The 12,939-nt window shown below is 65.1% G+C and carries 11 protein-coding genes; 7 read left to right on the top strand and 4 right to left on the bottom strand.

Going from position 1 to position 12,939, the window contains the following annotated elements; genetic code table 11:
- The first annotated feature begins 163 nt into the window (after positions 1-163).
- The 5 genes from QY049_RS07565 to QY049_RS07585 all read left to right on the top strand — a co-directional run bounded on the left by QY049_RS07565 (position 164) and on the right by QY049_RS07585 (position 6,472).
- A complete protein-coding gene (locus QY049_RS07565) occupies positions 164-1,207 on the top strand; it encodes an ABC transporter substrate-binding protein (RefSeq protein ID WP_194476666.1) in 1,044 nt (347 codons plus the stop codon).
- On the top strand, positions 1,204-3,918 hold the full coding sequence (locus tag QY049_RS07570; protein WP_258762302.1) for a hybrid sensor histidine kinase/response regulator: 2,715 nt from the start codon (positions 1,204-1,206) through the stop codon (positions 3,916-3,918). The genes QY049_RS07565 and QY049_RS07570 overlap by 4 nt, the downstream gene beginning before the upstream one ends.
- 128 nt (positions 3,919-4,046) lie before the next feature.
- The gene (locus tag QY049_RS07575) at positions 4,047-4,958 is read left to right on the top strand and encodes an alpha/beta fold hydrolase (protein WP_258762303.1); all 912 of its coding nucleotides are present in this window, start codon (positions 4,047-4,049) and stop codon (positions 4,956-4,958) included.
- A 93-nt stretch (positions 4,959-5,051) separates the two neighbouring features.
- Complete coding sequence (gene dapD / locus QY049_RS07580) at positions 5,052-6,023, top strand: 2,3,4,5-tetrahydropyridine-2,6-dicarboxylate N-succinyltransferase (protein WP_258762304.1); 972 nt, start codon at positions 5,052-5,054, stop codon at positions 6,021-6,023.
- Positions 6,024-6,187: 164 nt separating this feature from the next.
- On the top strand, positions 6,188-6,472 hold the full coding sequence (locus tag QY049_RS07585) for a hypothetical protein (RefSeq protein ID WP_258762305.1): 285 nt from the start codon (positions 6,188-6,190) through the stop codon (positions 6,470-6,472).
- 29 nt (positions 6,473-6,501) lie between these two features.
- Here QY049_RS07585 and QY049_RS07590 read toward each other — a convergent pair whose 3' ends face one another.
- Positions 6,502-7,401 carry a LysR family transcriptional regulator gene (locus QY049_RS07590; protein ID WP_258762306.1) on the bottom strand — a complete coding sequence of 300 codons (900 nt, stop codon included), beginning with the start codon at positions 7,399-7,401 and terminating at the stop codon, positions 6,502-6,504.
- Positions 7,402-7,531: 130 nt separating this feature from the next.
- On the opposite strand from QY049_RS07590, the gene QY049_RS07595 reads away from it, so the two are divergent.
- Positions 7,532-8,470 carry a ring-cleaving dioxygenase gene (locus tag QY049_RS07595; RefSeq protein ID WP_258762307.1) on the top strand — a complete coding sequence of 313 codons (939 nt, stop codon included), beginning with the start codon at positions 7,532-7,534 and terminating at the stop codon, positions 8,468-8,470.
- Positions 8,467-9,087: an alpha/beta hydrolase gene (locus tag QY049_RS07600; protein WP_258762308.1), complete on the top strand. Its 621-nt coding sequence runs from the start codon at positions 8,467-8,469 to the stop codon at positions 9,085-9,087. Before QY049_RS07595 ends, QY049_RS07600 begins: the two co-directional genes overlap by 4 nt.
- 293 nt (positions 9,088-9,380) lie before the next feature.
- Here QY049_RS07600 and QY049_RS07605 read toward each other — a convergent pair whose 3' ends face one another.
- From QY049_RS07605 to QY049_RS07615, 3 genes are read right to left on the bottom strand one after another with little or no spacing between them, the layout of a single operon-like run.
- The gene (locus QY049_RS07605; protein WP_258762309.1) at positions 9,381-10,874 is read right to left on the bottom strand and encodes an ABC transporter substrate-binding protein; all 1,494 of its coding nucleotides are present in this window, start codon (positions 10,872-10,874) and stop codon (positions 9,381-9,383) included.
- A gap of 54 nt (positions 10,875-10,928) precedes the next feature.
- Positions 10,929-11,933, bottom strand: coding sequence for an ABC transporter ATP-binding protein (locus QY049_RS07610; RefSeq protein ID WP_258762310.1), 1,005 nt, complete (start codon positions 11,931-11,933; stop codon positions 10,929-10,931).
- Entirely contained in the window at positions 11,930-12,937 is a 1,008-nt protein-coding gene (locus tag QY049_RS07615) for an ABC transporter ATP-binding protein (protein ID WP_258762311.1), read from the bottom strand. Before QY049_RS07615 ends, QY049_RS07610 begins: the two co-directional genes overlap by 4 nt.
- Between the last annotated feature and the right edge of the window lie 2 nt (positions 12,938-12,939).

The following is a 12,939-nucleotide window of genomic DNA, read 5'->3' on the forward strand; positions in this document are numbered from 1 at the left end:
CATCACGGAGCGGACATCGATCGAAACAGCGATTTACGTAGCAATACGGTATCGGGCTGCCCGTGGCTGCGAATGAACATTCACAAGCGCATTTTTTCATCAATTGTGGTCGCAAGCCTTTCGCGTTATGCACATCGCCGGGACAACTTTTGCGAAACATTTCATGACTGAGCGGCTTGCTCCTGCCCGCGTTGTGCCGGCGGTCGCCCGCCGCGATTTCATTCGGCTTGCGGGCGCAACTGCCGCAGGCTTCCTCGCATCAGGCGCAACGTCGGATCGCATCCGAATCGTCGCCTCTATCACCGGCCTGCCGCTCGACGACGAGTTGACCAGGCGAAACATCACCGAGAGTTCGACCTCCCGCCTCGGCGCGCTGATCGCGGGCTTGCGACAGCGCGGCTGGGTCGAAGGCGTCAACTATCGTTTCGAGATCCGCTCGACGTTCGGCGGACCGGCGCAGATGAAGACCGCGGTGCAGGAGCTCATCGATCTCGAGCCCGATGTCATCCTGACCGGCTCGACCGTCGATACCGCAGCCATGATGGCGGCCACCACCACGATCCCGATCGTCTTCGCAACCTCGAACGACCCCGTCGGCAACGGCTTCGTTCAAAGCCTTGCCCACCCCGGCGGCAATGTCACGGGCTTCACCAGCAGCACGCCCGAGATGGGCGGCAAATGGCTTCAGCTCATCAAGGAGGCCGTTCCGGACATCCAGCGCGTCGGCGTCCTGTTCAATCCGGCGAGCACGCCTCGCGCCGGACGCTACTACCTCGACTCGCTCGAGCAGGAGGCCGCTTCCTCGGGCGTCGCGGTGGTGCTTGCGCCCATCGGCACCGTAGCGGAGATCGACGGCGCGATCGGACGTTTCGCCGAGCCGCCGAAGGCGGCGATGATCTCGCTGGTCGACAGTTTTCTCGTGATCAACCGGCGAGCGATCGTCGCGACGACCGCCAGGTATGGCGTGCCCATGATCTATCCGTTCCACTATTTCATCGAGGCGGGCGGGCTGATGAGCTACGGGCCGACGCTGGAGGTGCGCTCGGCCGATTACGTCGATCTCATCCTGCGCGGCACCAAGGCCGGCGATCTGCCGGTGCAGTCGCCGCGAAAATACGAGCTGCTGATCAACCGCACCGTTGCCAAGGCGCTCGGGCTGAAGATCCCGTTCACCCTGCTGGCGCGCGCCGACGAGATCCGCGAGTGAACGAAGAGATCGACCAGGGACATTTGCGGACGCCTCCGGGCCGGCTGTTCCGCAAATATCTCTACGCGATCGTCGCCCTCGCCTTTGCCGCGCTCGCCATCAATACCGGCTTCGACGTCTGGTTCTCCTATCGCGAGCAGAAGCAGCTTCTCGCCGCAGCCCAGCGCGAGCAGGCCGCAAGCGCGGCGATCCAGATCGGCCAGTTCGTCGGCCAGATCGAAAACCAGATCAGATGGCTCTCGCGCCTGCCTCCGGAGCTGTCGACCAACGAGGACGAGCGCCTCAACGCCATCCGCCTGCTGCGTCTGTCGCCCGCGATCGCCGAATTGACCGAGCTCGATGCAAAGGGCCGCGAGCAGGTGCGGGTGTCGCGCCGTGTCGCGGACAGGGTCGGCAGCAACGTCGACCATTCCTCCTCTGCCGCCTTTCGCGGCGCCAATGAAAGCCGGGCCTATTACGGGCCGGTCTACTTCTTCGACGACACCGAGCCCTTCATGACGATTGCGGTGCGCGGGGCCGGCAGCACGCCCAACGTGGTGGTCGCCGAGGTCAATCTGCGTTTCATCTGGGACCTCGTCGCCGGGATCAGGGTCGGCAATACGGGCAAGGCCTATGTGGTCGACCGCCTCGGCGTACTGATCGCGCATCCCGATTTGTGGCCGGCGCTCCGCCGCAGCGATCTCTCCTCGCATCCGGACGTGCGCGCCGCGCTCGACGGGGTCGGGCCCCCCTCGGGCGGCCTCATCAAGGAGGATTTTTCCGGTCAGCGCGTGCTGTCGACCTACGCCACGGTGCCTTCGCTCGGCTGGCTGGTGTTCGCCGAGCTTCCGCTCAGCGAAGCCTACGCGCCGATCTACGCCTCGATCGGACGGTCGGCGTTTCTGCTGATCGTCCTCCTGGCCTTCGCGACGCTGGTGTCGCTCTGGCTCAGCCGGCGCATGACCGTGCCGATCCAGATGCTGAGCCAGGGTGCCCAGCGGATCGGCAGCGGCGATCTCGGGCTGCGGCTCGCCATAAAGACCGGCGACGAGCTGGAAGCGCTCGGCGACCAGTTCAACCGGATGGCCGCGCATCTGCACGAGTCCTATGCGACGCTCGAGCGCAAGGTGATCGAGCGCACCTCCGAGCTCGAGAAGGCGCGCGATCACGCCCTTGCCGAGCACGATGCGGCCGAGCGCGCGCGCAGCGTCGCGGTCGCGGCCAACGAGACCAAATCGCGCTTCCTCGCCGTCGTCAGCCACGAGCTGCGCACGCCGCTCAACGGCGTCATGGGCGTTCTGCAACTGCTCGACGACGGCCGGCTCGGCGAAATCCAGCGCCGCCACCTCGCGACCGCCGCCGCCTCGGGCGAAACGCTGATCGCCCTGGTCGACGCCATTCTCGAATATGCGCGCCTGGAGGCCAGCACGGAGGCGCTGGAGACGCGCGACTTCCGCCTCGACCAGTTGATCGAGACGGCCGTCGACCTGATGGGTCCGCAGGCGTTCGGCAAGGGCCTCTCCTTCGACCTCGCCTGCGATGCGACAGTCAACAGCTCCGTTCACGGCGATCCCGTCCGGCTCAACCGCATCCTGCTCAATTTGATCGGCAACGCCATCAAGTTCACCCCGAGCGGCGGCATCGCGCTGAGCGCGACCGCCGAGCGGCATGACGATCATGCGCTGCTGCGCGTCATCGTCCGCGACACCGGCATCGGCATCGCACCCGACATGCACGAGCGGATCTTCGAGGATTTCGTGCAGGCCGACGACAGCATCGCGCGGCGGTTCGGCGGCACCGGCCTTGGGCTTGCGATCGCGCGCCGCCTGACGCGGCTGATGCGCGGCGAGCTGACGGTGGAGAGCGCGCCGGGCGCCGGCAGCGTGTTCACGCTTCTCGTGCCGCTCGGCCTGGCCGCGAGCGGCATCGCACTCGGCGCGCTTCCGCCGCCGTCGCGGCAATTCCGCGTGCTGCTGGTCGACGACGACCCCGTGAATTGCGAGGTCGGCGAAGCCATTCTGATCAGGCTCGGGCACCGCGCCGCGATCGCGAGGAACGGTGCCGCCGCCGTCGCGCTCGCCCGCAAACAGCCGTTCGACGTGGTCCTGATGGACCTGCACATGCCCGACATGGACGGCGTCGAGGCGGCCACGCGCATTCGGCAGCTCCCGCTGCAACCGATGCCGCGGATCATCGTCGTGACCGCCGACGTGTCCCGCGACACCCGCGAGCGCCTGACCGCCGCCGGGATCGGCAAGGTCGTCAGCAAGCCGATCCTCATGAACGCGCTTCGCGAGGCGCTCGAAAACGAGCCCGAACGAGGCGCGGCGGATCCGCGGCCGGAAACCGGAGCCTTGATCGACCGGCACTTTCTCGCCGACCAGAAGGACCTGCTCGGCACCTCGCAGATCGCGAAGCTGCATCGATTGCTCGACGAGACAGGCGAAAAGCTGATCGCCGACATCGCTGCCGCCGCCGCAGCCGGCGATCACAAACAGCTTGCGCGATCCGCGCACCAGCTCGGCAGCGCGGCGAGTGCGCTGGGCCTCGTCCGACTGTTCGATCGCTGTCGTGACGTCGAGCAGGCAGCGCCATCGATGTCATCAGGCGAATGTCAGGATGCCGCGCGCGAGCTCGCCGCGCTTCGAGAAGCCTCGATGAACGCGCTCGACGACCTGCTCGCGCCCGCGAAGCACTCATCTCTCTCGAAGGACGAGGTCGGATCGCATTGAAAATGCGATCCGGCCGAGAGATTGCAATCTCGCACGATTGCTACGGCCGCTCGCACGGATTCCTGTTGTAGATCGATCGGTCTCCAACTACCTCTGCGATCCGAAACACAAAATGATAAGGACCGCCCGTGCGCGCAAGACATCTCGCCATTCTCCTCATGTTGCTCGCGCCGGCGGCCGCCCGCGCCGAGGAACCCTTCCCGTCCAGCTTCCAGACCAAAACCATCCCGGCCAACGGCACGCAGATCCACGTGCGCATCGGCGGCAAGGGACCCGCCGTGATCCTGATCCACGGTTTTGGCGACACCGGCGACATGTGGGCGAAGCTTGGCGCGGACCTCGTTCGCGACCACACCGTGGTCGTGCCTGATTTGCGCGGCATGGGCCTCTCGGCCAAGCCCGAGACCGGCTACGACAAATGGAGCCAGGCCGCCGATATGCGGGCCGTCCTACAGTCGCTCGGCATCGACAAGGCCATCGTCATTGGACACGACATCGGCACCATGGTCGCGTATGCCTACGCGGCGCGCTACCGCGACCTCACCGAGAAGCTGGTCGTCATGGATGCCCCCGTCCCCGGCGTACCGCCGTGGGACGAGATCGTCCGCAGCCCGCAGCTCTGGCACTTCGATTTCGGCGGCCCCGACATGGAGCGGCTGGTCAAGGGGCGCGAGCGCATCTATCTCGACCGCTTCTGGAACGAGTTTGCCGGTACGCCTTCCAAGGTCGACGAAGCGACGCGCCGCCACTACGCAAAACTCTATGCGCAGCCGGGCGCGATGCATTCCGCCTTCGCCCAATTCAGGGCGATCCGTACCGACGCCGAGGACAACAAGAAGCAGATCGCGACCAAGCTGACCATGCCCGTGCTCGCCGTCGGCGGCGAAAAGTCATTTGGCAAGATGGAAGCGGTCGTGATGCGCAATGCGGCGAGCGATGTCACCGAAGTGGTGGTCCCTGGCGCCGGGCACTGGCTGATGGAAGAGGATCCGGCGGCGACCATCAAGGCGGTCCGCGAGTTCCTCGACGGCAGGAAATAAGGCGACGAGCCGGGCTGACGCGCCTCAGCCCGGCTTTCCCCCTGGCGAGAACTCGCGTATCCACTGCGAAGGATTGCACTGGGAGGAATTCAAATGGCGATGGAGCTGAAGGGCGCGTGGGGCGAGGGATTTGCGACTGTGACCGCCGACGGTCGCGTGCTGGATTCCTGGTTTCTCAAGCCAACCCTGGTTGCGGAGGCCGACAAGACGGCGACGGTCCGGCTTACGAATGACGAGATCGTCAAATCGTTGGGCGAGCTGGCCGACGGCTATGCGCGACACGACGACATCCGCAACGTCGACATCGTTGCCGTCCGCACAAGCCTTGGCTCTCTCGAATCCGCGCCGACGGACGTGCACGACGCCTATCTTCGCCTGCATCTGTTGAGCCACCGGCTGGTCCAGCCGAATAGCCTGAACCTCGACGGCATTTTCGGTCTGTTGCCCAACGTAGCCTGGACGAGCCTCGGTCCCTGCGAACCCGCGCGCGTCGCGGACGTGCGGCTGCTGGCGCGAAAGCGTGGTCTCGCCTTCGAGGTGGCAGGCATCGACAAGTTTCCCCGCATGACAGATTACGTGACGCCTGCGGACGTGAGAATTGCGGATGCGGATCGCGTCAGGCTCGGCGCCCATCTGGCTCCGGGCACTACCGTGATGCATGAGGGCTTTTGCAACTTCAACGCGGGCACGCTCGGTCCCTGCATGGTCGAAGGCCGGATCAGCGCCGGCGTGGTCGTGGCAAGCGGCAGCGACATTGGCGGCGGCGCCTCGATCATGGGGACGCTGTCAGGCGGAGGCAAGGAGAAGATCACGGTTGGCGAGCGCTGCCTGATCGGAGCCAACGCCGGTATCGGCATTTCACTGGGTGACGATTGCATCGTCGAAGCAGGCTGCTACGTCACGGCAGGCGCGCGCATCCTGTTGGAAGATGGCCGCGTCGTGAAAGCCAAGGAACTCTCGGGCCAGAAGGGCCTTCTCTTTCGCCGCAATTCCCAGAGCGGCGCGCTCGAGGCGACAAAACGCAAGGGAAATTGGGACGGCCTGAACGCGCAGCTTCACGGTTAGGCAAGCCCGATCGCGGCTTGCGCTAGTGGACCCAGAGCTGACTTCGTCCGCATCGTGTGCGGTTACAGATATCAATCCATACGGCAATCGATAAACTTCGATCTGCTCGGAAAGGCTTTCTTTTGATCTAGCGAGTACGCTGCAAGGCACGAAGGATAATGTCCATGTTCCTCACTGCCTGTCTGATCGTGATCGTCTCGAGTGCCGCGATGTCGTACCGTCGATCCAGGGCTCTGTCACAGAACCCTCAGGGACGGCTCGCAGTGTTTTTGCCCGTATTCTCCGCGGGAGCTTGTGCTCTGGGGCTCATCGGGTTTGATCGGGTTCGAGGCCCGCAGGAGTTCGGTCCTTCCGTAACGACCGATCTCCTCATGCTGATCGTCTCTTTCTTTGGCGGTTGGTTCCTTGGCATTATTCTCGGATTGCCCGACAGCAAGCGTGGCATTTGATCTGAGTCCACGTTCCCCGCCTCGGCGCCTCAGCCCGCCGCCTCCTCCCGCCCAAACCGCTCCACCAGAAAATCGATGAACAGCCGCACCTTCACCGACAGATGTCGCGTCGGCGGATACACCGCATAGAGCGCAAGCGGCGGCGCCGAATAATCATCGAGCACCGTCCGCAACTCGCCCCTCTTCAAAGCATCAGCGGCAATGAACTCCGGCAGCAGCGCGAGGCCCCTGCCCTTGATCGCGGCATCACGAAGCACTTCGGCATTGTTGACGCAGAGCGACCAGTCCGGCTGGATCCAGTGGTAGCCATCGCGGCCTGACAGCTTCCACTGATTGCCCGTCAGCAGGAAGCCGTAGGTGAGCGAGGCATGCGCGCGCAGATCCTGCGGATGCCTTGGCGTGCCGTGAAGCGCGAGATAATCGGGCGAAGCGCAGATCATGCGCGGCATCGGGATGATTTTTCGCGCGATCAGGCTCGAGGATTCCAGCTCGGCAATCCGCAAGGTCACGTCAAAACCGTCCTGCACCGGATCGAGCAAATCGTCGCTCAGCACGATCTGGAGCTGAAGCTCCGGATACGTCTCCATGAAGTCCGCGAGCGCGGGCCCGAGCCGCATCGTACCGAACGACATCGGCGCATTGACCCGCAGCAGGCCCCGCGGCGCCGACTGGGCCTGCGCCACGGCCTGGTCGGCGGCCTCGATCTCCGAGAGGATGACGACCGCCCGCTCGAAATAGCGCTGGCCGTTCTCGGTCGGGCTGGCGTGACGGGTGGTCCTGTTCAGAAGCTGGACGCCGAGGCTCTCCTCGAGGTCGGCGATGTATTTGCTGATCGCCGAGCGCGACAGCCGCAATTGCCGCCCGGCCTCGGCAAAGCTGCCGCTTTCGACCACTTTCACGAAGGCCCGGAGGCTGGCGACCTTATCCAAGGCCGGGCCTCGATTGTTTCCAAATCGTAGACATAGCCGTCATATTTGCATGGATTGTCTCCAATCCAAAGCGGAACGATATTTCCGGCCAGAGAGCAAGACCCGCTCCCCGAGTTTTTGGAGGACGACAATGTCTGGACTGCACCATGTCACCGCGATTGCCGGCGACCCCATCCGCAATTTCGGCTTCTACACCCGGGATCTCGGCCTGCGCTTCGTCAAGAAGACGGTCAATTTCGACGACCCCGGCACCTATCACTTCTATTACGGCGACGAGACCGGCCGCCCCGGCACCATCCTGACCTTCTTCCCCTGGGCTGGCGTGTCTCCGGGACGACGGGGCGTCGGCGAGACCCATCAGACCGCGTTTCGCGTGCCGCAACGCTCGCTCGGCTTCTGGACGCAGCGCTTCATCGAGAAGGGCATTGCCTACGAGGCGCTCGAAAAGCGTTTTGGCGAGTCCGTGCTGCCGTTCACCGACCCTGACGGCATGGCGCTAGCCCTTGTTGGCGTCCCCGGCGCCGAGAACGAGCCCGGCTGGAGCAATGGCGACGTGCCATCAGAGCATGCGATCCGCGGCTTCCACGGCGTGACCCTGCTGCTCGACAGCGCAGCGAAGACGGCCGCCGTCCTCACCGACGTGTTCGGCTTCAAGGAGACCGGCCGTGAAGGCTCGGTGATCCGCTTCAAGGCGCCAGGCGATGCCGAGGGCAGCGTCGTCGACATCTACGAGGCCAAGGGCTTTCTGCGCGGCCACCAGGGCGGCGGCTCGGTGCACCACATCGCCTTCCGTGCGGCCGATGATGCCGAGCAGGGCAAGATGGCCGAGAGGCTCGTGAGCAGTCATGGCCTGCATCCGACCGAGCAGCGGGACCGCAACTACTTCCGCTCGATCTACTTCCGCGAGCCCGGCGGCGTTCTGTTCGAGATCGCGACCGACATCCCCGGCTTCGCCGTGGACGAGCCCGTGGCGACGCTTGGACGTGACCTGAAGCTGCCCAGCTTCCTCGAACAGCATCGCAAGCAGATCGAGGGCGTGCTGCCGAGCCTGGAAGAGACCGCGTCATGACCGACTTCATCCATCGTTTCGAGCCCGCGACCAGCGCGGGCTCCCCGCCTCTGCTGCTGCTGCACGGCACCGGTGGCGACGAGAACGATCTGCTCGGGCTCGGCAAGATGATCTCGCCGGGCTCGGCGCTGCTCTCGCCGCGCGGCCGCGTGCTCGAGCACGGCATGCCGCGCTTCTTCCGCCGCCTTGCCGAAGGCGTGTTCGACGAGACCGACGTGCGCCGCCGCGCGATCGAACTCGCCGACTTCGTCGCCAACGCGCGGACGCAATACGGCATCGCCGCGCCCATTGCGGTCGGCTTCTCCAATGGCGCCAACATCGCAGCCGCGCTGTTGCTGCTGAAGCCGGAGGTGCTGGCCGGCGCGATCCTGCTGCGCGCCATGGTGCCGCTGTCGGATCCGCCCATGGCTAAACTCGACGGCAAGCCCGTTCTGCTGCTGTCCGGGCAGGCCGATCCGATCGTGCCGGCGAGCAATTCGGCCAAGCTTGCAGCGCTGTTGTCGCACGCAGGGGCGCGGGTCGACCACAAGGTCTTGCCGGCAGGTCATCAGATATCGCAAGCAGACGTGACGCTTGCCCGCAACTGGATAGGCAGTGTCGAGGCGAAAGCGGCGTGAGCAACGAGCGGCGCATCGTCTTCGGACGGTGCGTCGCTTCTCATCGGCAGGACCAGTGCCCGGCGGTGGCTCGCGATGATGTCATCATGCCAGTGTTTTGCCCGACGGGTCAACTTTGCCGCGAAATTGCACTAGCGCTCAAGCGGGCCGCGCAAGCCATTGAAAGCACTGTCCCCGTCTACTGTGCATGGGGTTGTTTTGCAGATCTTGCCTTGATGCGATCAAAAAAATGACCTCTCCCTCGACGGGGAGAGGTCAGAATCAACCTGTCAGCTTCGAGCTGGGTGAGTGGTTCACTCCCAGGACCAGGCCGAGAAATCGTTCTCGAACTGCGGGACTTCCTTCCAGACGCCCTTCAGCTTCTTGTTGATGACCGTCGGCCATTGCGGCTGGAACAGGAAGCCGGCCACGGCATCGGTCGCCAGCATCTTCTGGGCATCGCCAAGCAGCTTGGCGCGGCCGGCCTGGTCAGGCGTCGACACGATCTGCTTGTACAGCGCGTTGAAGGCCTCGCTGTTGTAGCCGAGATAGAAGTCGGGCTCGGTCAGCTTGACGAGATCGAACGGCTCGACATGCGAGACGATGGTGAGGTCGTAATTGTGCGGCCCGTTCGGCGCGAACACCTGCGACAGCCACTGCGCCCACTCGACATTCTCGATCTTGGCGACGATGCCCACCTTGGCGAGCTGGGCCGCGAGGATCTCGCCGCCTTGCCGCGCGTAGGGCGGCGGCGGCAGCTTCAGGCTGAGCTCGAGCGGCGTGGTGACGCCGGCCTCGGCCAGCAGCTTCTTCGCCTTCTCCGGATCGTAAGGGTTGATGCCAGTCGTGTCGACATAGCCGAGCGAGCCCGGCGTGTAGAAGCTGCCGATCGGCGTGCCGAAGCCTTCGACCGCGCCGTCGATCATCGCCTTGCGGTCGATGGCGGCGAGGATCGCACGGCGCACCCTGACGTCGTCGAGCGGCTTCTTCTTCTCGTTGATGGCGACGATGGTCTTGGCCTTGGAGCCGCCGATCAGCACGGTGAAGCGCGGATCGTTCTTGAACTGCGCAACACCGCGGGTGGTGACACGCGGGAACGCATCGACGTCCCCGGACAGCAGCGCTGCAATCTGCGCGGCCGGATCGCCGATGAAGCGGATCGTCACCTTGGACAGCTTGATCGCGGAGGCGTTGCGGTAGTCGGCCCATTTGTTCAGCGTGAGCGAGGAGCCCTTGACCCAGCCGCCCAGCTGGTACGGCCCGGTGCCGACCGGCTGGGTGATGTTGGTCGCCGCGCTCTTCGGCTCGACGATCGAGCCGCTCGCCTGCCCCAGCAGGAACGGCAGGTTCGGCTCGGGATATTTCAGCGTCAGCACGATCGTGTCGGCGTCGGGCGCGTCGACCTTCTCGAACGCCTGGTACAGGCTCTTGTCCTTGTTGGTGCTGTTCGCGGCCGCGTTGCGCTCGAACGAGAATTTGACGGCGGCTGAATTGAAAGCCTCGCCGTTCTGGAATTTGACGCCCTTGCGCAGCTTGAAGGTATACGTCTTCAAATCGGGCGATGCCGTCCAGCTCTCGGCCAGCAGCGGCGAGACCGAGCCGTCCTCGTTGATCTTGGTCAGGGTCTCATAGATGTTGTAGAGCGTGACCTCGGCGATCGCGGCGGCGGCGGCATTGGTGGGATCGAGCCCCGGCGGCTCCAGCGTCATGCCCATGACGACGCTGTCCTTCTTGCCCTGCGCCAGCACCGGCAGCGGCGCCGCGGCCAATGCGGCGGCAAAAGCGACGATCGAAAGCTTCTTCAACATGCCTAACTCCCCGGCCTTCTCTGTTTCCAGCCTACGCCAATCCTCGGGCGGACACTAACCTTCCAGGCCCGACTGCGGCAATGCCATCACGGCCTCCGCCTTGTGGCAGGCGGCGAGATGTCCCTCGCCCACCCTGCGTAGCAAGGGCGGAACCTCGCTGCAATGCTGGTCGGCGAGCGGACAACGCGCAACATAGGGGCATCCGGTCGCCGCCGCCGATTGCGAGGCGATCGCCTGGGCGCCGCGCCGCCGCCGACCGCCCCCGGCGCGTGCCCGCGGCACGGCGTCCAGCAGCGCCCGCGTATAGGGATGAGCGCAGCGCTCGAACAGGTCTTCCGGCCGCCCTTGCTCGACCACCCGGCCGAGATACATCACCGCGACCTCGTCGCAGAGATAGTCGACGACGGCAAGGTCGTGGCTGATCAGGATGTAGCTGAGGCGGAACTGCTCCTGGAGGTCCTGCATCAGGTTCAGCACCTGGGCCTGCACGGAGACGTCGAGCGCGGAGACGGGTTCATCCGCGACGATCAGTTTGGGTTGCGTGATCAGCGCACGCGCAATGGCGATTCGCTGGCGCTGGCCGCCGGAGAATTCGTGCGGATATTTATCCATGTCCGCTTCACGCAGGCCGACCTGCTTCAGCACGGCGGCAACGCGGGCGCGGAACGTATTGCGGTCGGCATCGTCAAGCACGGTGAGCGGCTCGGCGACGATGCGCGCGATGGTCTGGCGCGGGTCGAGCGAGCCGTAAGGATCCTGGAACACCATCTGGAAATCGCGGCGTGCGCGGCGCAATTCATCAGGCGAGATGCGGTTGAGATCGCGGCCGAGCAGCGTGACCTGCCCCGCCGTCGGCCGCTCCAGCGCCATCACGACGCGCGCGAAGGTCGACTTGCCCGAGCCGGATTCGCCGACGATGCCGAGGCTCTTGCCGGCCTGGACCTGCACGCTGACGCCGTTGAGCGCGCGCACCTCTCCGGGCGAACGAAACAGGCTTTCGCGCGGCAGCGCGTAGCGCTGCTCGAGATTCCTGACGTTGAGAAGAGGTGCTGCGGTCATGCGGACAGCGCCCCGACATTCGTGGCCATCGACACATCGGTACGCACGCAGCGCACGGCGTGGCCCGGGCCGACCTCGACCATCGGCGGCAGCGCCGCACGACATTTTTCCTCGACCAGCGGACAGCGCTCGCCGAAGGCGCAGCCCACCGGCAGATCGGCGAGCTCCGGCACCGTGCCCGAGATCGTCGTCAGCCGCGTCCCCTTGCGCGCACCGAGTTTTGGACGGGCACGGAACAGGCCTTGCGTGTACGGATGGCCCATGCGGCGGAACACCTCGTCGGTCGGCCCGCTCTCGACCACCGTGCCGCCATACATCACCATCATGCGCTGCACATTCTCGGCGATGACGCCGAGATCGTGCGAGATCAGGATCATCGACATGCCGCGCTCCTCGACCAGATCGGCGATGAGATCGAGGATCTGGCCCTGGATGGTGACGTCGAGCGCGGTGGTGGGCTCGTCCGCGATCAACAGATCGGGCTCGCAGGCCAGCGCCATCGCAATCGTGACGCGCTGGCGCTGGCCGCCGGAGAACTGGTGCGGATAGGCATCGATGCGTTTTGCGGGATCGGGCAGCCCGACGCGGTCGAGCAAGGCGATCGCCTCCTTCCGCGCCTGCGCGGCGGAATATTTCTTGTGACGCCGCAAGGGTTCTGCAACCTGATGGCCGATCGTGTGCATCGGGTTGAGAGCCGTCATCGGCTCCTGGAAGATCATGCTGATGCGGTTGCCGCGCAGCTTGCAATATTCGGCATCAGGAAGCCGCGCGAGCTCGTTGCCATCAAGCTTGATGCTGCCGGTCACAACCGCGCTGTCCGGCAGCAATCCCATCAGCGACAGCGCCGTGACCGACTTGCCGCAGCCGGATTCGCCGACAAGCCCGAGCGTCTCGCCGCGCTTCAGCGCAAAGCTGACGCCGCGCACGGCCTGTGCCGGGCCGCGGCTGGTGTTGAGGCGGACGCCGAGATTGGCGACCTCGATCAGCGCTGCGGGATCAACCATCG

This window comes from Bradyrhizobium sp. WYCCWR 13022 (genome assembly GCF_030435535.1).
Classification (GTDB): domain Bacteria; phylum Pseudomonadota; class Alphaproteobacteria; order Rhizobiales; family Xanthobacteraceae; genus Bradyrhizobium.

Bases quoted from the DNA above. Each gene is read 5' to 3' on its own strand.
- QY049_RS07565 (WP_194476666.1), top strand. From the start codon at position 164: ATGACTGAGCGGCTTGCTCCTGCCCGCGTTGTGCCGGCGGTCGCCCGC.
- dapD (WP_258762304.1), top strand. From the start codon at position 5,052: ATGGCGATGGAGCTGAAGGGCGCGTGGGGCGAGGGATTTGCGACTGTG.
- QY049_RS07585 (WP_258762305.1), top strand. From the start codon at position 6,188: ATGTTCCTCACTGCCTGTCTGATCGTGATCGTCTCGAGTGCCGCGATG.
- QY049_RS07595 (WP_258762307.1), top strand. From the start codon at position 7,532: ATGTCTGGACTGCACCATGTCACCGCGATTGCCGGCGACCCCATCCGC.
- QY049_RS07600 (WP_258762308.1), top strand. From the start codon at position 8,467: ATGACCGACTTCATCCATCGTTTCGAGCCCGCGACCAGCGCGGGCTCC.
- QY049_RS07605 (WP_258762309.1), bottom strand. From the start codon at position 10,874: ATGTTGAAGAAGCTTTCGATCGTCGCTTTTGCCGCCGCATTGGCCGCG.
- QY049_RS07610 (WP_258762310.1), bottom strand. From the start codon at position 11,933: ATGACCGCAGCACCTCTTCTCAACGTCAGGAATCTCGAGCAGCGCTAC.
- QY049_RS07615 (WP_258762311.1), bottom strand. From the start codon at position 12,937: ATGGTTGATCCCGCAGCGCTGATCGAGGTCGCCAATCTCGGCGTCCGC.